This window comes from Desulfitobacterium sp. LBE (genome assembly GCF_007830365.1).
GTDB lineage: Bacteria > Bacillota > Desulfitobacteriia > Desulfitobacteriales > Desulfitobacteriaceae > Desulfitobacterium > Desulfitobacterium hafniense.
The window spans coordinates 4,216,248-4,234,351 of the sequence record NZ_VLKD01000001.1 but is presented as its reverse complement, the minus strand read 5'-3'; the positions used below and the strand labels follow the sequence as shown (position 1 = coordinate 4,234,351).

The 18,104-nt window shown below is 48.2% G+C and carries 16 protein-coding genes and 1 other annotated feature; of the genes, 1 reads left to right on the top strand and 15 read right to left on the bottom strand.

Annotated features, from left to right (window positions below; genetic code table 11):
- Positions 1–155: 155 nt before the first annotated feature.
- The 13 genes from DESLBE_RS20005 to modA all read right to left on the bottom strand — a co-directional run bounded on the left by DESLBE_RS20005 (position 156) and on the right by modA (position 12,192).
- Positions 156–920, bottom strand: coding sequence for an amino acid ABC transporter ATP-binding protein (locus DESLBE_RS20005; RefSeq protein ID WP_005815786.1), 765 nt, complete (start codon positions 918–920; stop codon positions 156–158).
- An 18-nt stretch (positions 921–938) separates the two neighbouring features.
- Complete coding sequence (locus tag DESLBE_RS20000; protein ID WP_144678043.1) at positions 939–1,598, bottom strand: amino acid ABC transporter permease; 660 nt, start codon at positions 1,596–1,598, stop codon at positions 939–941.
- An 81-nt stretch (positions 1,599–1,679) separates the two neighbouring features.
- Positions 1,680–2,504 (bottom strand): amino acid ABC transporter substrate-binding protein, encoded by an 825-nt coding sequence (locus tag DESLBE_RS19995; protein ID WP_144678042.1) that lies wholly within the window; start codon positions 2,502–2,504, stop codon positions 1,680–1,682.
- A gap of 156 nt (positions 2,505–2,660) precedes the next feature.
- On the bottom strand, positions 2,661–3,455 hold the full coding sequence (locus DESLBE_RS19990) for an ATP-binding cassette domain-containing protein (protein ID WP_015945301.1): 795 nt from the start codon (positions 3,453–3,455) through the stop codon (positions 2,661–2,663).
- Positions 3,456–3,472: 17 nt separating this feature from the next.
- Positions 3,473–4,396 carry an ABC transporter permease gene (locus tag DESLBE_RS19985; RefSeq protein ID WP_011461074.1) on the bottom strand — a complete coding sequence of 308 codons (924 nt, stop codon included), beginning with the start codon at positions 4,394–4,396 and terminating at the stop codon, positions 3,473–3,475.
- Positions 4,397–4,450: 54 nt separating this feature from the next.
- On the bottom strand, positions 4,451–5,440 hold the full coding sequence (locus DESLBE_RS19980; protein ID WP_015945303.1) for an ABC transporter substrate-binding protein: 990 nt from the start codon (positions 5,438–5,440) through the stop codon (positions 4,451–4,453).
- A 132-nt stretch (positions 5,441–5,572) separates the two neighbouring features.
- Positions 5,573–5,819, bottom strand: a binding site (T-box leader).
- Positions 5,820–5,875: 56 nt separating this feature from the next.
- The gene (locus tag DESLBE_RS19975; protein ID WP_011461076.1) at positions 5,876–6,871 is read right to left on the bottom strand and encodes a GGDEF domain-containing protein; all 996 of its coding nucleotides are present in this window, start codon (positions 6,869–6,871) and stop codon (positions 5,876–5,878) included.
- Between the two features lie 211 nt (positions 6,872–7,082).
- Positions 7,083–8,096, bottom strand: coding sequence for an ABC transporter substrate-binding protein (locus DESLBE_RS19970; protein WP_011461077.1), 1,014 nt, complete (start codon positions 8,094–8,096; stop codon positions 7,083–7,085).
- Positions 8,097–8,109: 13 nt separating this feature from the next.
- Complete coding sequence (locus DESLBE_RS19965; protein ID WP_144678041.1) at positions 8,110–8,913, bottom strand: ABC transporter permease; 804 nt, start codon at positions 8,911–8,913, stop codon at positions 8,110–8,112.
- Positions 8,906–9,673 (bottom strand): ABC transporter ATP-binding protein, encoded by a 768-nt coding sequence (locus DESLBE_RS19960; protein WP_015945305.1) that lies wholly within the window; start codon positions 9,671–9,673, stop codon positions 8,906–8,908. The genes DESLBE_RS19965 and DESLBE_RS19960 overlap by 8 nt, the downstream gene beginning before the upstream one ends.
- A 159-nt stretch (positions 9,674–9,832) precedes the next feature.
- On the bottom strand, positions 9,833–10,501 hold the full coding sequence (locus tag DESLBE_RS19955; protein ID WP_005815804.1) for an ATP-binding cassette domain-containing protein: 669 nt from the start codon (positions 10,499–10,501) through the stop codon (positions 9,833–9,835).
- The gene (gene modB / locus DESLBE_RS19950) at positions 10,501–11,193 is read right to left on the bottom strand and encodes a molybdate ABC transporter permease subunit (RefSeq protein ID WP_005815806.1); all 693 of its coding nucleotides are present in this window, start codon (positions 11,191–11,193) and stop codon (positions 10,501–10,503) included. Before modB ends, DESLBE_RS19955 begins: the two co-directional genes overlap by 1 nt.
- A gap of 159 nt (positions 11,194–11,352) precedes the next feature.
- On the bottom strand, positions 11,353–12,192 hold the full coding sequence (gene modA, locus DESLBE_RS19945) for a molybdate ABC transporter substrate-binding protein (RefSeq protein ID WP_005815808.1): 840 nt from the start codon (positions 12,190–12,192) through the stop codon (positions 11,353–11,355).
- Between the two features lie 382 nt (positions 12,193–12,574).
- On the opposite strand from modA, the gene DESLBE_RS19940 reads away from it, so the two are divergent.
- Positions 12,575–13,582 carry a helix-turn-helix transcriptional regulator gene (locus tag DESLBE_RS19940; RefSeq protein WP_018212256.1) on the top strand — a complete coding sequence of 336 codons (1,008 nt, stop codon included), beginning with the start codon at positions 12,575–12,577 and terminating at the stop codon, positions 13,580–13,582.
- A gap of 391 nt (positions 13,583–13,973) precedes the next feature.
- Here the strand turns inward: DESLBE_RS19940 and DESLBE_RS19930 are convergent, their stop codons facing one another.
- The gene (locus DESLBE_RS19930) at positions 13,974–15,209 is read right to left on the bottom strand and encodes an LL-diaminopimelate aminotransferase (RefSeq protein ID WP_015945308.1); all 1,236 of its coding nucleotides are present in this window, start codon (positions 15,207–15,209) and stop codon (positions 13,974–13,976) included.
- A gap of 390 nt (positions 15,210–15,599) precedes the next feature.
- The gene (locus DESLBE_RS19925; RefSeq protein WP_144678040.1) at positions 15,600–18,101 is read right to left on the bottom strand and encodes an HD domain-containing phosphohydrolase; all 2,502 of its coding nucleotides are present in this window, start codon (positions 18,099–18,101) and stop codon (positions 15,600–15,602) included.
- Positions 18,102–18,104: the final 3 nt, after the last annotated feature.

Here is an 18,104-nt window from a genome sequence, read left to right as displayed (position 1 = left end):
TCAACCAAATAATAAGTAATTCCTAATTCCTCTGATAATTCGCCATATTCTTAAATAATCCTTTTTTTCACCATAAGTAATTATATTGTCTCCTGATAAAAGAATGCCAGCAAAAATTATTTGCTGGCCTGAACATTCTTATTGGTGAATAGTGTCTACTTGGCGCTCATGTGATTGAGAAAAGCCTGGGTCCTTTGCTGCTTAGGATCTCCAAACACGGCTTCCGGGTCCCCTTGTTCGACGATCTCTCCCTTGTCCATGAAGATAACGCGATTGGCTACTTCACGGGCAAAGCTCATTTCATGGGTCACCACAATCATAGTCATATGCTCTTCAGCTAACTGCCGCATAGCCTTCAGCACTTCACCGGTCAATTCGGGATCAAGGGCTGAAGTGGGTTCATCAAAAAGCATAATATCAGGATTCATGGCCAAAGCGCGGGCGATGGCTACCCGTTGTTTCTGCCCGCCGGACAGCCTGGACGGATAGCAATCCAGCTTATCGAGAAGGCCCACCTTGCCAAGCAATTCCTTGGCTACAGGGATGATCTCGTCTTTTTTTACCCCTTTAACCGTTAAGGGGGCTTCAATAACATTTTCTAAAACGGTGAGATGAGGAAACAGGTTAAACTGCTGAAAGACCATGCCCATTCTGCGGCAGATCATGCGCGCTTGGGATTCTTCTGCATAAGCCACTTTTCCTTCTGCCGTGGTGGAGACCAATTCATCCCCTTCGATGGTGATGCTTCCTCCGTCAATCATTTCCAGCCGGTTCAGGCAGCGTAAAAAAGTGCTTTTGCCTGAGCCGGAAGGGCCGATGACAGCTACTACTTCTCCCTTGAACACTTCCAGGGAGACTCCTTTGAGAACTTCCAGCTTATCGAAGTTCTTCTCAATATTTAAGGCACTGATCATTTTCATTCCATTCACCTTCTTTCCCTATTCATCATAGGCCGCATAGCGTTTCTCAAGCCTTTGGAAGCCCCAGGTCAGAACCAGGGTCATCAGCAGATAGAACACTCCGGCGACGATAAAGGGGGTCATGGTAAAGTCTCTCTGAACCAGGGCTCTCGTAGTACGCAGCAAATCATTCATGGCCAGTACATAAATCAGGGAGGTGTCTTTGACCAGGGTGATGGTCTCATTGCTTACCGGCGGCAGTACCCGTTTAACGACTTGAGGAAGGATAATGCGGCGCATGAGCTGACCATAGGTCATGCCCAAAGCCCTGGCTCCCTCATATTGCCCACGTTCGATAGACTGAATTCCCGCCCGGAAAATTTCTGCAAAATAAGCGGCATAATTCAGGACGAAAGCCAGTATGGCGGCTTGAAAATCTGTGAGAATAAGAATTTCCCCAATAACCGGAATAAAGGGCAGGCCAAAATAGACAAATAAGAGCTGAAGCATGAGAGGGGTGCCTCTAAAAACCCATATATAGACCCCTATCGCTGAGCGAAGCACTCCAAACCGGGATATACGGCCCAGGCTAAGCATCAATCCCAAGGGTACGGACATGACGATGGTGACGAAGAACATTTTTAAAGTGACTCCTGTACCGTTTAACATGGGGCCCAGTATTTGCAAAATATAGTCCATGACTTCTCTCCTCATGAGTTTTCAAAGGGTAGGGAGCGCCTCTATGCCAGGAGGCGTTCCCTACCCTTCCCTTGGTTCCTGTTACTTGACGATATCTTCTCCGAACCACTTCTTGGAGATTTCAGCGGACTTACCGTCCGCCTTCATAGCATCCAAGGCCCCTTGAAGCTTGCCTAAGAGCTCGGTGTCATCTTTGCGCAAACCAACACCGTATTCTTCTTCGCCAAAATTATCCTCAATAGCTGTAAACGTACCCGGCTTTTTGTTCATGTAATACTTTAAAACAACTTCATCCCCAACCACAGCCTCAACCCGGCCGATGGACAATTCATTTAAAACCGCCACAAAGTCCGCATAGGTTCTTAACTCCTTAAAGGTGCCTGTCACTTCGGGTTCGGCATTGAGGGCATCCACACTGGAGCTTCCTTCCTGGGTACCGACGACCTTACCGGCTAAATCTGCTTTGGTCTTAATGTCTGAACCGGACAGAACAACGACGATCTGACGATTGGCCATATAGGGCTTGGAAAAAGCTATTTTCTCCAATCTTTCTTTGGTGATGGTCAGCCCGTTCCAAATCATATCAATCTTTTTGCTGTTAAGCTCCACTTCTTTGCTGTTCCAGTCGATGGGCTTGAACTCAACTTCCATATCCAGGCGTGAGGCCACTTCTTTGGCCATATCGACATCGAAGCCCACCAGATTGCCGCCGTCATCTCTAAAGCCCATCGGAGCAAAGGTATCGTCCAGCCCGATGACAATCTTTTGCTGTACGGCGCCTTTTTCCGGCTCTGTATTCGCCTTGCCCGGCTCATTGGCGTCTCCCGCACTGCTGGAGCTTCCACAACCCGCTAATAATAATCCTGACATAAGGACAGTCATGGCAACTGCTACCCACTTCTTCATTAGGAACAACCCCTTCTCTCTCACTATATCTTGATGCTATTTTACTTTAATACGCTAAAGAGATAAAAGGGTAAACCGGCACATTATTGCAGGATAGACTTGTTTTGCTGAATCATGCTTATGATTTCGTCCTTTTTTATAGGATTTTATTTATTTTCAGGCCAGGAGCATGCGGTCGTTAGCCAACTCGGTCCCACTGCGCTTCTCAAACTGCTCGATGAGGTGGTCCACAGTCATTTGCCGTCTTTCCTCCCCCTGAAGGTCCATGATGATTCTTCCTTCATGCATCATCATCGTCCGTGAGCCAAATTCCAGGGAAGCCTTCATATTATGGGTGATCATCAGGGTGCACAGCTTATCCTCTTCGACGATCTGACGGGTCAAGACCATCACCTTTTTGGCAATCGCGGGATCAAGAGCTGCGGTATGTTCATCCAGCAGCAAAATTTTAGGCTTAACCAAGGTGGCCATCAGCAGGGTTAAGGCTTGCCTCTGCCCTCCGGATAAAAGCCCGACCTTATGCTTCATACGATCCTCTAAGCCAAGATCCAGTACAGCAAGCCGTTCTCTAAGCAGGGCCAATTCCTTTTTGGTTGCCCCGGGGCGCAGGCTGACAGGCTGCCCTTTGGCCAGGGCAATGGCTAAGTTCTGTTCAATGGTCATATCAAAGGCAGTGCCTTTGAGGGGATCCTGAAAAACTCTGCCAATCATCCTGGAACGTTTATATTCGGGATGATAGGTAATATCCAGGTCATCAAGCAAAATCTGCCCTTCCTCTATTTCATAGACTCCGGAAATACAGTTAAAGAGGGTGGATTTTCCTGCTCCGTTGCCACCGATGACCGTCACAAATTCACCGGACTGCAAGGAAAGGTCTATATGGTCCAGAGCCCTCTTTTCATTGCTGCTTCCGATGCCAAAGGTTTTGCCGACTCCTCTGAGCTTAAGCATGCGCTCCTTCACTCCTTTCACTGCCACTGCCCATTCCCTTTGCTGCTTCCCCGGTGAGAAAAAAACTTACGTTTCATGACCGCAAACTGCTTTTTCAAAACAGGAGTGGACATAGCTAAGGCCACGATAATGGCGGATACCAGTTTGAGATCGGTAGCCGGCATTCCTAATTCCAGAGCAAAGGCAATAATCAGGCGATAGAGTACGGAGCCCAAAACCACGGCAATGAGCCGGCGCAGCAGGGTCCGTATTCCGAAAACCACTTCACCGATGATCACGGAAGCCAACCCGATAACCACCATGCCCACACCCATGCTTACATCCACAAAGGATTGGTATTGGGCGATCATAGCCCCGGAGAGGGCTACAAAGCCATTGGCCCCGGCCAGACCGACAAATACGGTCAGATCCGTATTCACACCTAAAGCTCTGACCATTTGATCGTTATCTCCTGTAGCCCTTACCAGGAAGCCCAAACGGGTATTCAGAAAAAGAAAAAGCAGGATCAGGCAGAGAAGCATCACCAGCAGGGCAAGGGTCAGCCGGCTGTATTCTCCGCTCATTATCTTTTCAAATTCACTGAAGACAGTGGCCTTGTTTAAAAGGGCGATATTGGCCCGGCCGCTGAGAATCTTTAAATTAATGGAGTAGAGGGCCAGCATAGCCAGAATCCCTGCCAGCAGGGCCTGAATCTTGAGTTTGGTGTAGAGAAAGGCGGCGATGCACCCGGCACCGCAGCCAAAAACAAAGGCCAGCAGCAGCCCGAGGAAAGGGTGGCCGCTCATGCATAAAACAACAGAGATGGCCGCCCCTGTGACAAAGCTCCCGTCCACCGTCAAATCGGGCATGTTCAAGGTACGAAAGGATAAGAATACCCCCAGGGCCATGATGGCATAGATTATTCCCAGTTCAAAGGAGCCTTGCAAGGCTAAGATACTCATAAGGTGATGGTCTCTCCTTTAACAGTTGTGTGAACCAAGGGGACAGGTCCCGTTTTATTCGGTAAAGACCTCGGCAGCTTTCTGGAGAACGTCTTCCGGGATGGTTATGCCGATGGTATCGGCTGTTTTTTGATTGAGGTAAATGTCCATATCGGTCATGGATTTTACGGGGATATCGCCGGGTTTTTTCCCGTTGAGAATTTCGGCCGCCATTTTAGCGGTTTCTTGACCAAGCACAGTGTAGTTGATGCCATAAGTGGCCAGGCCTCCGTCTTTAACCATGGAGTCTGCTCCCACATAAACGGGGATTTGCGCTTTGTTGGCGGATTGGGCTACTGCGGGCATGGCACTGGCCACAGCGTTATCGATCGGAATGAAGATGGCATCGGCTTTGCCGGTCAGGGAATTGACGGCCTGGAGCACCTCGGAGCTATTGGTTACTGTGGCCTCAACTACCTGGATATTTTTCCGGGCAGCATATTCCTTGAGATTATCGATTACGGAAACGGAATTGGTCTCACTGGTGTTGTACAGGGCTCCGACGGTTTCGATCCCCGGGGTGATTTGCTCTGCCAATTCCATGATCTTCTCGGCGGAAACCCGGTCCGAGGTGCCGGTCACATTGCCGCCGGGTTTTTCCATGTCGCTGACAAGCCCTGAACCCACAGGATCGGTGGCTGCTGAAAATACGATGGGAATCTCCTTGGTCTCACTGACTACCGCTTGGGCTGAGGGGGTGGCGATAGCAATGATCAAATCATAATTATTTTTGACAAATTGCTGGGCGATGGTTTTGAGATTGGTTTGATCCCCTTGGGCATTTTTATAATCAATGATGATGTTTTCGCCATCTTTAAATCCCTGGGCTGCCAGTTCGGCAATCGTGGCCTCACGAATGGTATTCAGGGAAGGGTGTTCCACAATTTGCACAATCCCTACGGTTTTTTTGCCGCTATCCGCTTTTCCTTGTGCCGAACCACAGCCTGTGAGAAGTAACGATAGGGCTAATAGTCCGCTTAACATCACCGCAAATTTCTTTTTCATTTGAAGATTCCTCCACTCTTTCTTTTGATTAAGATTAAGATCGAGGGTTCTTCCCTGCAATATCCCTTCCATCCGCGGAAATGTCCGGGATCAGGCCGTACCAAAGCAAAAACGCCTGCCCCTAAGTCAAAACTTAAGGACAGGCGTATAACCTGCGGTACCACCTTAATTGATGCATGAATAAACCATACATCCTCTCTTGCAGGGTGCCATCACACCCTTAGCCCAATAACGCTGGCTATGCGTCGTAAGCTACTCATTGCTTTTCGCTCCGCCCTCAGGGGCCCATTTACCCGCTCCGTTACTTGCCAGGCTTCCACCTTCCCCGGCTCTCTTTAAAGCTGGTCTTGCGGTTTTACTTCCCCATCAACAGTTTAGAACATCTTATCATACTATGGCGAGGGAATCAATAAAATTTTTCAGATAAAAAATTTCTTATGACACCCACTGATAGACCGTGTTTTTATGGTTCTTGGCCACATACATGGCCCCATCGGCTTTTTCTATGAGCTCGTCAAGGGTATCGGAGGAATGGCTGTCGTAAACCGCTACTCCAAAGCTGCCTGTGACTTTAATCTGGGCATGCAGATAATCTACCTCAAGGGCTTCCACACTTTCCCTCATGCGTTCCGCCACCAGGGCAGCCTGCTCAACATCGGTATCCGGCAAACAAATAATAAACTCTTCTCCTCCGTAACGCCCGATAAAATCATAAGGCCTTACGTTATTGCTTAAGCAATCCGCAAATTTCTGAAGAACATAATCTCCTGCCAAATGCCCAAATTGGTCGTTGACTTTCTTAAAATAGTCAATATCGACCAAGATCATAGCAAAGCCTTCCTGAGTGCGCTTGGTTCGTTCCAACTCTTCCTGAAGCCGTTCGATAAAAGCCCTGCGGTTCAGGGTCTTGGTCAGATAATCGGTACGGGCCAGGACTTCAGCATTATCCCGGGACTTACGCAGCTCATCCTCGGCATTTTTGGCAATGGTCATATCCTGGATCTGGGCGACAAAATACTTGAGGTTGCCCCGTTCGGTGCGGACGGCGGAAATAGTTGATCTGACCCAAATGGTGCTGCCATTTTTATGGATATAGCGCTTAACCGTGGTAAAGGAATGGATATTGCCGGCAAAGACTTCTTGAAGGTAGGGAGTATCTTTTTCCTGATCTTCCGGGTGAGTCAGTTCTTTAACAGCCATCTTCAACAACTCTGGCCGCGTATAGCCGGTAATCTCCCCATAGGCCCGGTTGACTTTCAGGAAACGGCAATCAGGGCTGACTATCGCCATCCCTAACGCCGTGTGTTCAAAGGCATTTTTCGTAATCCATACGTGAGCAACCTGGTTGACCACGGCCCGGTGATACTTTTTAGTATGCCATAAGCCGATGCCAAGGATAATCATCAAAACGATGATAAGCCCATAAGACATAAGAACACCCTCTAAAATACCTATGCTGATTGTATACCTTAATTCTATCTCAAAACCATTGTTTTGAAAATCAGCTAATCCTTAACAAATCATTAACAATTCGGCTGTTGGAAAAAGGGGCCGAGCCCGCGCTATCCGGCTGAATAAGAGAGGAGAGAACTATTTGAAATAGAATCAAACAGCTCTTCTCTCTCAAGAATTATTCAAATACTTATTTAATATTTTTTATGGCAGCATCGCCAAAGACGGGGGTGACAATTTTTTCATAAGGTGCGGTTTTACTCAATTCGCCGGCATCCTGCAGAGCTTTTTGCAGAACATGGAGATCTTTTTCCAGCAAGATGGGATCCTTCTTCCAGCTGTTTTGCTCCTTGTAGCGTTTCACAACCGTGGTCAAAACCTCTTCTTCTGTATCTGGAAAATGAGCTTTAATCGCTTGGGCGATTTCCTCCGGTGAGTGGGATTCTATCCAGAGTTGGCCTTTGTAGACTGCATTGGTAAACTTCTGGATGATATTAGGGTTTCTCTCCATATAGCTCTTCTTGGCAAAATAAGCCGTGTAAGGCACTTCGCCGCTTTCCTTGCCCAGGGAAGCCACAATGTAAGCTTTCCCCTCCTTCTCCATCATGGAGCCTGTAGGTTCGAAAAGAATGACATAATCCCCTTGACCACCCAGGAAAGCTCCGGGCATGGCGTTAAATTGCATGGTGGTATCGATGAAAACATCCTTTCCCGGGGTCAATCCGTTATTGCGGAGCACATATTGCAGGATAATTTCGGGCATGCCCCCTTTTCTGCCGCCAATAATGGTTTTTCCTTTAAGATCGCTCCAGCTGAAGTCAGGGTCCTCCTCCCTGCCGATGAGGAAGGTTCCGTCCCCGTTGGTCAGCTGAGCGAAGACGATGGCATTATCCTCTTTCCCTTCATTGTACACGTAAATGGTGGCTTCCGGACCGGCAAGACCAACCTCCACCTGACCCGTCAAGACGGCGGTCATGACTTTATCCGCTCCGCCTCCGTTGGTCAGCTCAATCTCCAGTCCTTCTTCTTCAAAAAGGCCTTGAGACAGGGCCACATATTGGGGTGCATAGAAGATGGAATGGGTGACCTCCGAGACTCGGATTTTGGTGAGTTGGTCTTGTTTGCCACCGGTGTTGCCGCACCCTGTTAATATTAGAGATACCACTAACACAAGGAACATAAGTAGGCCTAATCGGCGTTTCATAGTAACCCTCCCTTTATGAATCTGAATTCTTGACCAGGATCTTTTCGAACAAAACCACCCCCTGATACATTAATGCCGCAGCTATGCCCAGGATGAAGACGCTGGTCATAACCAAATCCAGCTTAAACACCTGACCTCCATAAACGATGAGATAGCCCAGCCCCGCTTTGGAGACGAGGAATTCACCGACGATAACCCCAACCCAGGAGAGTCCGACATTTATTTTCAGAGCATTGACGATGGTGGGAAAGGAGGCCGGCAGAAGAACTTTGGTGAGCACCTGAATCTTTGTGCCGCCAAAGGTCTGAACCAGCTTGATTTTCTCTTGGTCTATGGATAAAAAACCGTTGAGCACTTCCAGAATAGTGACAATCAGGGAAATAGCCAGGGTCATGACGATAATGGCTGCCGGACCGGCGCCGATCCAGACAATGAAGATGGGACCCAGGGCAATTTTGGGCAGACTGTTAAGAATAACGAGATAAGGTTCTGAGACTTTGGAGATAAATTCAGACCACCACAGGACGATGGCGATCATCGTTCCCAAGACCGTTCCCAGGATAAAGCCGACGATGGTTTCCATACAGGTAATGGCTATATGATGAAGCAATACACCTTCTTGATGAAGGTTGATCATGGTTTTCAGCACACGGCTGGGCTGACTGGTAATGAAGGGATCCACAATGCCGGCCCGGGCACAGATCTCCCATAAGCCCAGGGCGATGATCAGAATTAAAGCCTGAGTCACTCTGACTTTGACTTTTTCATGTCTTACCTTTTTCAGATAGGCTCTATGTTCCGGAGAACTATTAGACATGGACATCCAGCTCCTTCCATATTTCTTGAAAGTAGGTCTGGAATTCCGGCATATCCCTGGATTTTAAAGGGGTTCTCTTTCCGCAATTCATGTGAATCTCATAGATTTTCTTGACCGTACCCGGCCGTTTGCTGAGCACTACCACCCGATCCGCCATACTGATGCTCTCGGCAATATCATGAGTGACCATAATGGCTGTTTTGTTCTCTTTCTTAATAATAGTGTAAATATCTTCGTTAACAGCCAGGCGGGTCTGATAATCCAAAGCCGAGAAGGCTTCATCTAAAAGCAGGATTTGCGGATTGGTGACCAGGGTGCGGATAAGGGCTGCTCTTTGCCTCATCCCTCCCGAGAGCTGATTGGGGTATTTATTACGAAATTCATAAAGCCCGTAAGTCTGCAGGAGGTGCTCTGTGTAGGCTTTGGCCTCCGGTGTCAGGGCTTTTTGAATCTCCAGCCCCAGCTTGATGTTCTGTAAAATAGTCCGCCACTCAAAGAGATGGTCCTTCTGCAGCATATAGCCAATCTTGGGCGATGTTCCTGCGACCACCTCACCCTCCACAAGAACTCTTCCTGCTGTGGGGGAAATCAATCCGCAGATAATGGATAGAAGGGTTGATTTGCCGCAGCCGCTGGGACCGACAATACTGACAAACTCACCTTCATAAACATCAAGGTTGATCTCTTCAAGGGCTGTGATTTCTCCGTTAAGGGATTGATATTTCATGCCAAGGTTATGCAATTCCACAACCTTTCTCAAGGCCCCTCCCCCCTTCTTTTTGCACTCAGCACTTTCACTATCTGTAATAGTGTATTGAATCCCCCGAAGATGGGTGAGTGTTTAAGACATAAAAAAGTGAAAAAAGGGGACAGGTCCCGCTTTTCGTTCTGAAAAGCGGGACCTGTCCCCTTTTTTCACCTACGCCTTGGTCGGCTTGAGTATTTCCTGAACACCTTTATCGATTCTCATGATTTGGCTGCCGAGGATCTCCGCTTCCCGGGGATCATGGGTGACCATAATAAAAGGGATCTGCCAGTGCTTCTGGACTTTTAAAAGTTCTTGCTGGAGAAGGGCCCGGGTATCGGGATCCAGGGCCGAGAGGGATTCATCCAGGAGGAGGAGTTCCGGCTCCGTCATCAGCGCCCGGGCTAAAGCCACCCGCTGTTTTTCTCCTCCAGATATCTGCGAAGGATAACGCTTCCGCAAGTGACCGATTTTAAGGATGTCCAGAAGCTCCGTCACACCCATGGCTTTATGGGAGGCTGCGGCCGCTTCTGCCGGCTTAGGCTTGCCATAGAGGACATTTTTTTCGATGGTCATATGAGGAAACAGGGCGTAATCCTGAAAGACATAGCCAATCCGGCGTTTGCGAACCGGGATATTGATTTTCTGATCAGAAGAAAAGATGGTTTTACCATTGATCCAAATATCTCCCCGGGTAGGGTTCTGCAACCCTGCCAAGCACTGGAGGACCGTGGTCTTCCCTGCTCCCGAGGGACCGACAATGGCCAGGATATGGTTATCCACCTCAAAATCCACTGCCAAGGTAAAGGAGGGCAGCTTTTTCTGGAAATTCACCTTGATCATCAAGCTATCCTCCTGTCAGGCTTGGTCTGGTTGCTCTTACCTTTTCCCCAATGATTAAGTCCGAAAATGACCAGAAAGCTGAACAACACCATAATCGAGACGAGAATCCAGGCCTGACGGGTGTCTCCGGCTTCACTGGCAAAATAAATGGCCAAAGGCATGGTGGAGGTCCGGCCAGGAATATTGCCGGCCAGCATGAGGGTTGCTCCAAATTCGCCGAGGGAACGGGCGAAAGCCAATACAAAACCTGCCACACAGCCATTCCATGCTAAAGGAATGGTGACGGTGAAGAAGACCCTTAACTCCCCGGCCCCCAGGGTTCGGGCCGCTTTCTCCAGTTGGGGATCCACGCTCTCGATGGCTGCTTTGACAGACTGGTACATCATCGGGAAGGATACCACCGCCGCGGCGATAATCGCTCCCCAAATGGTGAAGACCACCGTCACACCAAACACCTCTCCCAGGAGCTTGCCGACAGGTCCATTCTTGCCAAAAGTATAGAGCAAGACAAATCCGACCACAGAGGGCGGCAGAACCAGGGGTAAGGTCAGAATGGATTCCACAACGGCCTTTCCTGTGAACTGGCGCTTGGCCATCAGCGTGGCAATGGGAATAGCAAAGCAGACCACAATCACTACAGCGGCCACGGCAACTTTTACAGATAAGATAATGGGTGAAACATTAAAATTCATCTCTATTCCCTCAAATTTTCCCTCAAATTTATCGGAAGTCAGTAAAAACCATAGGTATAATCAGCCTCAGCAAGAAAAACAATGCCAAGACCAATTATACCTTTAAATGCACTGTATTTGTACTTTATTTTGTCTTTTATCTAAAGTAATTTCCAGTTTTTATTTGCTTAAGTTGGTTTTAAAACCGAATTTGGCGAAGATGTCCTGAGCGTCTGAGCTTTTCAGATAGGTTAAGAAGGCATTAGCCGCTTCCTTTTCCTTGGTTGCCGAAACAATTCCGGCCGGATAGGTTATGGCTTTATGGCTGTCGGCGGGGAAAGCTTCCACTACTTTGACTTTTGTTGAGCCTTGAGCGTCAGATTTATAGACGACTCCCGCTTCAGCGTTGCCGGTCTCCACATAGTTCAACACCTGAGTGACATCTTTAGCCTGAACAAATTTGGGTTCCAGGGTATCCCAAAGCTTAAGGGAGGTGAAGGCCTCTTTGGCATATTTGCCGGCGGGGACGGATTCCGGAGTGCCGATACCGATCTGCTTCACACTTTCCTTGGACAGATCCTGTATGGAGTTAACATTGGTATCGTTGGCGCCGACGACAAGAACCAAATCATTGCCCAGCAGATCGACAACACTGTCTTTATCCATTAAGTTCTTTTCCAAGAGAGCGTCCACCTGGGATTTTCCCGCTGAAATAAACAGATCGGCCGGAGCTCCCTGTTCAATTTGCTGTTGCAGGGTTCCTGAAGCACCCATGTTAAAGGTCAGTTTGACATTAGGCTCTTTGGCAGCATAATCCTTCTGAATCTCCTCCAAGGAATTTTTTAAACTGGCTGCTGCGGAAACAATCAGCTCAACTTGTTTCGCAGGCTCTTGGGGAGCTGCTCCCTTATCACCGCTATCTCCGCTGTTAGGACTGCTGCCGCCGTTGTTGGCGCATCCGGTTAAGCCTAAAGAAAGTACCATACCGGAAATCAATAGGGCTTTAATCCACTTTTTCATCCTTAAACCTCCTGAAAATCATCTTTTTTCTTCCCTTCGTTTATTTATGTAAATTGATCGGCTCCGGCATTAAAAAGCCAAGCCCTCAATATTTTTCATTTCGGCCTCAATTTTTGTTCTAGTATTAAAATGTTAAAAAAACTGCAAATTAAAGGAGTAAACCCTAAATCAAACAATTAAATCCAACATAATCAAACTACTACCAGAATCAAAATATAAATCATCCTCAACGAATACTATTTATCAATCAACATAAATAAACACAACTGAACTTCAGGTCTATTATATAGTATGGTATAATCATTATCAAGATATTAATGCAAGCACTCGCCAGTCTTTTACTCAATTGTTTAAAAGTGCAAATATGGGGGGAGAGATTTCCTTGTCCAATGTGACTTATACTCCTGAGGAAGTTGCAGGCATTCTAAAAATCTCTAAATTTACAGTATACGAAATGATTAAGCGGGGCGATCTCAGCGCTTACCGCATCGGTCGCAAATTTCGCATCGAGAACACGGATTTAGAGAATTACATCCGTAAATCCAAGGGAGACTGTTCCACACCCACTGCCGGGAATACAACGAACCTTGCTTTGCCGGCCAATGCTCTGTCAGGCTTTACAGGCAGTGAAGAGAGAATCACTCCTGACCCGCATTCTGCCTTTTCAGGTTCTACACTTCTGGAGCAAGGCCTGGTCATCTGCGGTCAGGATATCGTCCTGGATATTTTGACCCGGCATCTGGAAAAACAATTTTCTCAAGTCCGTTTTCTTCGCCAATACAGCGGCAGTATTGATGGTTTGATCGCTCTCTATCGGGGTCAGGCTAATGTGGTTACCACTCATTTATGGGATAGCGACACCAACGAATACAACACTCCCTATGTGCGGAGATTGTTGCCTGGGCACCCGGCCCTTATTATCAACCTGGTCTACCGCATGGAAGGTTTCTATGTAGCCAAAGGAAACCCTAAGCAGATTCTGACCTGGAGTGACTTAGGACGAGCCGATGTTCGTTTTGTCAACCGTGAACGGGGCTCGGGGGCGCGGGTACTTCTGGACGAGCAGCTGCGTCTTGCTCATATTCCCCATGCCGGTGTCCGGGGCTATGAGGATGAAGAGATGTCGCATATGGCCGTGGCCAGCCGGGTAGCCCGGGGTGAAGCCGATGTGGGGCTGGGTATTGAAAAGGCCGCCATGCAAGTCAGCTCTTTGGATTTTGTACCTCTGCACAAGGAACGCTACGACCTGGTGCTTCGCAAGGAGGATTTGGCGAAGCCTCATTTCCAGGCTCTGCTGAGTATTTTGAAGTCCGAAAGTTTCCGCAATGAAGTCGCAGGAATTGGCGGGTATGATATCACCGATATGGGTAAGGTTATGGGGGAAGCTTAGCTTCCTTCCGGGCCTAATAGTTAAAGCCAGCCCCCTTAGCTTGAAGAGGACTGGCTTTTTTGTTGTGCTGGAAAAGGCTCTTGCGGTTCTGAGAGAGTCCGGAGTCTCCAGAATTTTGCTTTACACCGGTCGCTCCATAAGCTGCGCGGACAAAACTAACGCGAAAAGCACTCCGCTCCGTCGGGTTCCCGGCTAAATCGGCTCCTGCCTCATAGCCGGTTGGAAACGTCCTGTTTCCAACCCGACTCCGCTGCGTGCTTTTCGCGAAGTTTTGTTTCCGCTCGCTTAAATTCGCTCCCTTTTGTAAAGCAAAATCCTTGGGCTGCTTTTCGGGCTTGAGTGAGCGGGGCGTTGTGGGAGATAGAGTGCAAGTTACTTGATCCGAGCGGCTTTACTTCATCCGAGCTTTAATGCGCTCGATGGCTTTTTCGGTATTCTCACGGGTTCCAAAGGCTGTGAGGCGGAAGAATCCTTCGCCGTTGGCTCCGAAGCCTGCACCGGGGGTGCCGACCACATGGGCTTCTGTCATCAGTTTATCAAAAAACTCCCAGGATCCCATAGTGCCGGGGGTCTTCATCCAGATATAGGGGGCGTTTACCCCGCCAAAGACTTTAAAGCCGGCTTCCTGGAGGCCTTCCCGGATGATACGGGCATTTTCCATATAATAATCGATGGTGGCCTGGATCTGTTTTTTTCCTTCCTCAGTATAGACAGCTGCGGCTCCCGCTTGGACAGGGTAGGAGACTCCGTTGAACTTGGTGGTCTGTCTTCTCAGCCAAAGTTTATTCAAGCTATGTCCTTCGCCTGTGGAGTCATAGATCATAATATCCTTAGGAACGACAGTATAAGCGCAGCGGGTTCCGGTAAAGCCTGCGGTTTTGGAGAAGCTGCGGAATTCTACAGCCACTTCGCGCGCTCCTTCTACTTCGTAAATGCTGCGGGGCACTCCTTCTTCCCGGATGAAGGCCTCATAGGCGGAGTCAAAAAGAATGATGGCCTTATTTTCCCGCGCATAATCCACCCATACCTTCAGTTCTTCTTTGGTCAAGGTCATTCCCGTAGGATTGTTGGGGAAGCAAAGGTAGATCATATCCACAGGTGCCGTGGGCAATTCAGGCTTCATGTCCCCTTCTTCAGTACAGGGCAGATAGATAATTCTGCCATACTGCCCTTTCTCTGTATCATAGTTCCCTGTTCTTCCCGCCATGACATTGCTGTCGACATAGACGGGATAGACCGGATCGGTCACAGCCATGATATTATCCACGCCAAAGATCTCCTGGAAATTGGCTGTATCGCTTTTGGCACCGTCACTGACAAAGACTTCATCCATTCCCAGCTGAACTCCCCGAGGGGCATAATCATTGGCAATGATCTTCTCAATCAAAAAATCATACCCTTGCTCAGGGCCGTATCCCCGGAAAGTCTCCGCCCTGCCCATCTCCTCCACAGCCTGCTTCATGGCTTCGACAACGACGGGAGCAAGGGGTCTCGTCACATCACCGATTCCCAGGCGGATAATATCCGCATCAGGATTTTGAACCTTAAATTCATTGACTCTCCGTGCTATTTCCGAAAACAAATAACTCCCCGGCAGCTTTAAGTAATTCTCATTGATCTGAGCCATAGTTCCAGTCCCCTTTCTTATCGTAACCCCCGAAGTAACCCCCGAAAACGCCGCTTCGTGTTGGTCGGCCTTATACACCGCGAAAACTCCTGTGACTTAGCACATGATGCATTTTGATGTATTATTATGAATTACGATGTATTGTTATAAATTATAGTATTATTTCCCGTCTTTTTGCAACTCTTCCCTGAGGATTTTTTCCCTGGAAAACGCTTGAGTGAATTCTAAACGCCCTAGTCCCACTTTTATGGTGAGATTAGGGCGTTGCTTGGTCGATGGGATGTTGGCCGTACACAGGAGATATGCGAACCCTTAAAAGTTCAGATTTGTTTCCAGGGGCTGCTTTTATTCCGTTTTAACAGCTGGCTAACCCACCGATAAACCTGAGCTCTAAACTGTCTTGACAAAAAGCTCAACAATATGGGGATCAAATTGGGTCCCGGCACAGCGCAGGATTTCTTCTATGGCGGCTTGAGTGGATTGGGCTTTCCGATAGGGCCGATCATTGGTCATGGCGTCAAAGGTATCGGCGACGGCCAGAATCCGGCACTCAATAGGAATCTCTTCTCCTGCTATGCCTAAAGGATACCCCAAACCGTCCCAATTCTCATGATGCTTGAGAATCCAATCGGCGATAGGATAAATATCCGGCGTAGATTGGGCGATGCGATAACCGATTTCACAATGTTGTTTCATGATCTCCCACTCATCCCCAGTCAGGCGCCCCTTCTTAAACAGGATCTGATCGGGAATTCCTACTTTGCCGATATCGTGGAACTGAGCAAAAAGCTTCAAATCGGAGAGTCTCTGTTCGGATAAGCCGGCCAATTGCCCTGTGCTGATAATCAGGTTCTGCACCCGCTCCGCATGGCCTTCCGTAATGAAGTCCCGGCATTCCAAAGCTTTAGAAAGGATCTGAACCTGGGAATTCCGCGTGCTGTTATTGCTGTGCAGCTTTTCCCTGCCCATAGCATCATCGGCTTTTCTCAGCAGCTCGCTCATGTTCACGCCGTCGGCTCCGGAGCAGGCATACCCCAGGGAGATATCCAAAGGATATCCGTCATGATCCTTATTATATTTTTCTACATTCCTGCGGAATAGCTGGCAGGCTTGTTCCAGATCCACATTCTTATCTTTTTCGATGAGCACCGCGAATTCATCCCCCCCGATGCGGGCGACAAGATGTTCCTCAAAGCACTCGTTCAAAAGCCTTGCCGTCGTCACTAAGACCTGGTCTCCCGCTTCGCTGCCGAAGGTTGTGTTGATCAGCTTCAAGCCGTTGACATCGGCCATAATTAAGCCAACTTCCTGGCCGGGGTCTGTCTCATACCTACGCAGCTCCTGCTCAAAGTAGACACGGTTATAGAGCCCTGTCAATCGATCATGCAGGTTTAAGAATTGCAGCTCGGCTTCGGTTTTCTTCCATTCGGTAATATCGATAATGGAGAGAACCGTTTGCGTGGTCTGGGGGATGACCTCCGCGGAAACGATGACATCTTTTAGATTGCCCCGGCTGTCTTTATACTTCATTTCATACTGACGGGGTATCTGCGGATCTTTTTGGAGTCTTCTCCGGTTATATTCTTTCAGCCGCCCTACTTCAGTGTCGGGCAGAAAATCCGTAAGATAAGCTATATTGTCAATTTTGGCGCTGGGTAAATCTAAAAGCCTTTCGGCTTGAGGATTGGAGAGCAGTATTTTTAAGTTTTCGTCAACGATTAAAAAGGCGCTCCCTGAATGATTAAATATGGTGCGGTAGCGATTTTCCGACCACATTAATTGATATTGAATCCTGCCTTGCTCTACTGCATTGGCAAAGGTCTCTGTAACCAGCTTCAGGGGATTGAGGATTTCTTTAAAAGGCAGCCCGCCAGAAGATATGTTAACGATGATCAGCACACCGAGCAAGGAGCCTTTAAAATTAAGAGGGATGGTTAAAATGGAGTCTTTACTGAACACTTCCTGGGCAAAATACTCGATCTCTTTGAACTCATCCTGAAGAGCAGGTTTCTGGCATAAGATTTCGCCCTGTTTCCAGCGCCCTCTTAACTCGGCAAAGGTGTCGGAAGGAATCGCACATCCGCAAGCTTGCTGGCCATGTTCACGGACGCTGACGTATTCTTTCAAATTCCCGCCGAGATAGAGGCAGACTTCCTCGGCCTTAAATAACTTTAAAATATCCTTAAGGGACTCTTCCGCAGCTGCTTTAAAATCCTCTTGCTGATTAAAGCGGGCGGAGATACTGGCCAATCTCTCTTCAAACTTCAGTTTGCGAATCACCATTTCCTCAGCTTCATACCGGCGAACAGTGCTTTCCAAGGCCTTCTCCAGGTTGTGCCGATAGATAGCTTCCGCAACAAGAGGTCGTATGGTCTCGATGAACTGGATATCTTCCTCAGAAAACACCCCATCCTTGACGTCGGCAATATGTATAGCCCCTACGACCTTCCCTTGATGAAGGAGGGGGATAACGGCTAAGCTTTTGAATTGCTTATGGGCACAGAGGCCGCGGAAATTTAAAAGCTGGTCCTCTCTCAACTCTTCGACATAGCGATAGAAGTTCGGTGCATAGTAGGTGCCCGCTGCCGAGATATGATCTTGATCCTCACTTTTAAATTGCTGCTTTAAGACCCGCAAACAGACGCACTCATCCCCTTCGACAGAGATGCAGCTTTCCGAAGCAATAAAATCCTTATCGAACCCCCGATGCACTACATAGGGAGCAAGGCCGGCCTCTCTAAGCACCCGAATACCAATATTCTCACATCCGGTCCATCCTGAGAGAAAATCAATAACTCCGTTGAGGTACTCTTCAAGAGAGTTTTTGTTGCTGAGTTGATTAAGAAGGTTGAGCACAGCTATGAGCTTGACATCCTGGACATCCTGTTGCATTCT